Below are 3,919 nucleotides of genomic sequence, written 5' to 3'. Positions count from 1 at the left end.
GCGATTCCGACCTCAGCTTTGCGCCGCACTGGTCGCCCTCGGGTCATGCAAGCTACCATGACAGCGACGGCTCCCACCGCATGACCGAGGCCGAGATTGAAGTACTGATCGAGGCTCATGTAGCCGCTGCCGTGCGTTGCCGGAGGGCGGGCTTTCAGGGCGTGGAGGTCTGGGCGGCCTACCATTCGCTCCTCGACCAGTTCTGGACGCCCTGGTCGAATACCCGAGACGACCAGTGGGGCGGCAGCCTGATGAACCGCACGCGGTTCTCCCGCAGCATCATCGAGCGGATTCGCCGCGAATGCGGCGAGGACTTCATCATCGGTCTCGCCGTATCGACCTCGGATGCCCATGACGTTACGCTTTCGGTCGAAAGCCTGCTGGAGATCGTCGCCCTCCACGACGCCACCGGCCACGTCGATTACGTCACCTGCGGGCACGGCGGATACCTCGACTTCGAGCGGTTGATGCCGACGTTCCTTTTCGCCGAGAAGCTGACGGCCCCGGTCACCGAGCAGATCAAGGGCGTGGTGAGGCACGCGAAGGTGACATCCGAGGCGCATGTGCGCACGCCGGAGAACGCCGAGGCGATCATCGCCTCCGGCCAGGCGGACCTCGTCTCGATCGTGCGCGGGCAGATCGCCGACCCGCATCTGGCACGCAAGACCATGGAGGGCCGGGCCGAGGACGTGCGTGGCTGCATTTCGTGCAACCAGATGTGCTGGGGGCGGCGGTCGCGCGATTACTGGATTTCCTGCCTGATCAATCCGAGCGCAGGCCGCGAATGGGAATGGGGCGGCGACCGTTTCACCAAGACTGACGCGCCGAAATCGGTGCTCGTCGTCGGCGCGGGCCCGGCCGGGCTGGAGGCCGCGCGGGCAGCGGCCGAACGGGGGCACCGGGTCGAGATCGCCGAGGCCGCGCCGCAGGTCGGCGGGCAGTTCAGGCTTGCGGGCATGCAGCCGCGGCGGGCGCAGATACTCGATCTTCTGGACTGGTACGAGCGACAGTTCGCGAAGCTCGGTGTGACCCTGCGGCTCAACACATTTCTGGAGGCGGACGACATCGCCGCCCATCCGGCCGAGGTCGTGATCGTCGCAACGGGTTCGCTCCCGGACCCGGAGGCGCGGCAGCGCTGGCTCCCCTCGGCAGGGGCACTGCCCGGGCTCGACAACGGCGGGGTCTGGACACCCGAGGAGGTCATGCGGCGCGAGGCGAAGCTGGGCGACACCGTGATCGTGCTTGACGAGGGCGGCAACTGGCGCGGCGTCGGTACGGCCTGGGCGCTTGCCGAACAGGGCAGGCGCGTTGTGATCGTCACCCCCGACCCATACGTCGGCAAGGAGATCGCGCGCACCTCCGCCGACGGCCCCGCACGCGCACGGCTCGCGCGGCTCGGCGCACGATTCGTCACCGAACATGTCATCAGCCGCTGGCACGGCAACGGTGCGAGCGTCCGCAGCCTGCTGACCGGCAAGGAGGAGACGATCCCCGCATCGGCACTCGTGATGGCGACGACGAACATCGCGTTCGATCCGTTTCCGGAAAGCTTCGGAGACAAGACCGTCCACCGTATCGGCGACTGCGCTGCCCCCCGTCAGGGACCTTACGCGTTCCACGAGGGGCGAAAGGTCGCGTTGCAGATCTGACGCCCCCCCGAAGCCTTCAGACCGCAGGAACCGAAGTCGATCGCGCTGCCTCGCGGGATCGGAGCATCCGTCGGCACATGATCGGCAGGTTGCCCGCGAAAAACAGGACCATGCAGAATCGGGCCGGATGGAAGATACCGGACCCGACCAAAGACCCTGGCGTTCTTGTGCCCTTGTATCCCGATCCGCCGAGGAGTGGTGCGGCAACTGGCTTCGGAGTTGTTCCAAGCGAGAAGTGGTGCCGGTGAAGGGACTCGAACCCCCGACCCCATCATTACGAATGACGTGCTCTACCAGCTGAGCTACACCGGCACTTCTCTGGCTCGCGCCGGACCGGGCGCGAGTGGCGGGCTGATAGCATCATCGGGGACGGGTGTGTAGCCCCAAAATCATGACCGCTGGCCGACTTCCTCATCGAGAATGACGAGCTTCTCGGATCCCTCGTCAGCGGTCGATCCATAGTCGCCTTCGCCCTTCTGAGGGTCGCTGGCCGGGCGGCCGACGATCAGGGGCAGCATGTCGGCACCGTTCGCCATCGGAGCGGCGGCGTGCGGCGGTTCGCGCCAGCTCAGCGTGTCGAAGCTGCCGCAGTTGTCGCAAGTGGGCGTCCAGTCGGACTGGATGTTGTGGCACTTGTCGCAGACCCACTGCGGGCCGCGGCTCGCGGTCAACGCGCGGGTCAGCCAGCCGCGGACGACAGCATCATCCTCCCCCTCCCCGCGGGCTATGGCGGCCATTATCGTCAGGCTGCGCGCCGTCGGATGCGTCTCGGCGATGTCGCCCAGCGCGCGGCGGGCGGCGGGGAAATCCTCGGCGGCGATCTGGAGCTCGGCCCTGAGCAACCGCGACTCCTCGTGATTCGGATTGGACGAAAGAAGGGCCTCGAAGCGCTTCAGCCGTGCGGTCGGCGTCTCGTCCGGCACGATTGCCGCAAAGGCAGCCGCCAGGTCAGGGTGGGGCTGCGCCTCCCAAGCCTTCTTGAGGACCCGGGCGGCGTACTTCGGTTTGCCGGACTGCACGTAGCCCTTGGCTGCCAGAACCGCGGCCGGAATGAGATCGGGCGACTGCTTGTTCGCCACGATTGCGGCCTCGCGCACCTCGATGGGCGCATCGTCCGAAAAGACCTCTTTCGCCTCCTGCAGCGCCAGGACCGCATCCCGCCGCCTGAACACGTCCCGCGGCAGAAGGCCCTGCCTGTGTTTCGTACCGAGCACCTGCCGTGCGCCCTTCCAGTCGCCCTTTTCGGCCTGCAGCTTCAGGAGCGTGTCCTGCACGTCCTGGTGCCGGGGCTTCAGGGCATAAGCCTTCTCGGCAAGTTTCAGCGCGGTTTCCGTATCACCTTCGGCAAGCTTCTGGCGCAACAGCCCCCGAACGCCCACGAAACGGGTACGATCGCCGGCAAGGAGCCGCTTGTAGACCTCGGTTGCCCGCTTCGAATCCCCCGCCACTTCTGCGGCCTGGGCCGCTATCAGGTTCGTCAGCTCTGGCCGGCCGAGGTAGCGTTCGGCTTTCGCGGCCTGGGCAAGCGCCACCTTCCCCTCGCCCGACGCGATCGCCATCAACCCATCGGCAAGCGCCTGAAACCCTTTCCGTTCGCGGTTGCGGTCGAAGTACCGGCTGAGCGCGGTTTCGTCGCCATTGAGAAACCGCAGTGTCGCGACGATGAGACCGGCGAGCTTCATCACCAGCCAGAGGACCAGCAATGCCACGAGCACGGCGACGACCATCTGAACCGGGCCAAGACTGAATTCCATATCGGCAACCGAGATGCGAACGCCGCTGCCGGTCTCGGCGAGGTAGCTGGCGCCAAGCGTCAGACCGGCCACGATCGCGACGAAAAGGACGACCTTGATGAAGGACCAGATCATGCCAGCCTCACTGCAATTCGGCCGCAAGGGCGGCGGCGGCTTCGGTTGCGGAAATGCGGCGACTGGCGAGTGCTACCCACTCCGTCATGCGCGCCTGGCCCTCGGCGGGCAGGCCGCCGATTTCACTGATCGACCCGGCGAGGTCCCCGGCGGCCAATGCCGCCTCGGCGCGGGAAAGGATCGCATCCGGGTCGGTTCCCTCGCGCGGGGTGAGAGAGCGGGCCCCCGACTGTGTGCGCAGGAAGGCGAGGAGTCGCTCCCAGGTGTCGCCGGCCGCGGTCTCCTTCAGCGAGGCGGCGAGAGCGTCACGCGCAGCATCCGGGAACGCCGTGCGGAGCGCCTCCAGCGTCGGCACGCCCTGGCCCTGCTCGGCGAGAGGCGGCGGAATGGCAACGCCCGCGT

General features: G+C 67.1%; 3 protein-coding genes and 1 tRNA gene. 1 reads left to right on the top strand and 3 read right to left on the bottom strand.

The genetic code is table 11. From position 1 onward, the window contains the following. On the top strand, positions 1-1,649 hold a 1,649-nt coding region (locus ACMUOO_RS16600), incomplete at its 5' end, for an FAD-dependent oxidoreductase (RefSeq protein ID WP_413855753.1). Between the two features lie 236 nt (positions 1,650-1,885). Here the strand turns inward: ACMUOO_RS16600 and ACMUOO_RS16595 are convergent. From ACMUOO_RS16595 to ACMUOO_RS16585, 3 genes are all read right to left on the bottom strand, one after another. Next, positions 1,886-1,961 (bottom strand) — tRNA-Thr (locus ACMUOO_RS16595). Between the two features lie 77 nt (positions 1,962-2,038). After that, positions 2,039-3,517: a heme biosynthesis protein HemY gene (locus tag ACMUOO_RS16590; RefSeq protein ID WP_301919796.1), complete on the bottom strand. Its 1,479-nt coding sequence runs from the start codon at positions 3,515-3,517 to the stop codon at positions 2,039-2,041. 7 nt (positions 3,518-3,524) lie between these two features. Further along, positions 3,525-3,919, bottom strand: a 395-nt coding sequence (locus ACMUOO_RS16585) for a COG4223 family protein (protein WP_413855752.1), incomplete at its 5' end; no start/stop codon positions are given.

Source organism: Albidovulum sp. (assembly GCF_041919395.1).
In the GTDB taxonomy this organism is placed as follows: domain Bacteria; phylum Pseudomonadota; class Alphaproteobacteria; order Rhodobacterales; family Rhodobacteraceae; genus Albidovulum.
Note: the sequence above shows the minus strand (reverse complement) of the source record. Positions and strands in the feature narration are given on the sequence as shown.